The following is a 726-nucleotide window of genomic DNA, read 5'->3' on the forward strand; positions in this document are numbered from 1 at the left end:
AAGATAATTAATAAGATTGAATTTCCGCTGAGGAAATTCAGCCGCAATTAATTATACACCTTGTTGTGCGTTCGTTTTAATCATTTTTTTTTGCAATATTCCTCATATTCAATTTTATCGATCTCATATTGTCTTTTAAAGTTCGAAATTACTTTTAAATATTCATCTCTTTCAAATTCAAATGAATACTTTCCTTTGAACCACTCAACATCAGATCCGACATTTTCTTTAATCTTATAAGTTTCAGACTTATCCAATCCAATTCTATTCCAGCGAATTTGAGTTTTAGAATTTTCAATTTCCGCTACAATTAGAGAGCATTCAAAATCACAGTCATCTGGGCACATCAGAATTGGGCAAATAGTAACTGTATTTTCTGCTGGTAGAAATCTTTTCCAAACGATTTTCTCCTCTATTTCAGTTTGAAGTTTATAGGATAAAGTTGGAATAGTTCCTTCAATAAAATTATTAGGGTAAAGTTTGTTAAACTTTTCATCAATCCACACTCCGTCGATTTTAATATTTAAAAACTTGTTCTCTCCATAAGCAGGAGTAAAGTTAAATTTATCTTTTTCAGTTTTTATTCTATTCAATTTTTGAGATTTTTCGAATGACGCACAACGTATTTGTGTATGATTTTTTGCGGGAAAAGGACGCTAGTTCTTTTCCGTTGTTGCGGAAAGATAATTAATAAGATTGAATTTCCGGTGAGGTCCCGAAGCTTCG

The 726-nt window shown here is 31.3% G+C and carries 1 protein-coding gene; it reads right to left on the bottom strand.

The genetic code is table 11. The annotated features are described in order from the left end of the window. Nucleotides 1-80: 80 nt before the first annotated feature. Complete coding sequence (locus tag ACOSP6_RS00325) at nt 81-593, bottom strand: hypothetical protein (RefSeq protein ID WP_422095671.1); 513 nt, start codon at nt 591-593, stop codon at nt 81-83. Nucleotides 594-726: the final 133 nt, after the last annotated feature.

This window comes from Tenacibaculum sp. MEBiC06402, from assembly GCF_049239625.1.
Taxonomy (GTDB): Bacteria; Bacteroidota; Bacteroidia; order Flavobacteriales; family Flavobacteriaceae; genus Polaribacter.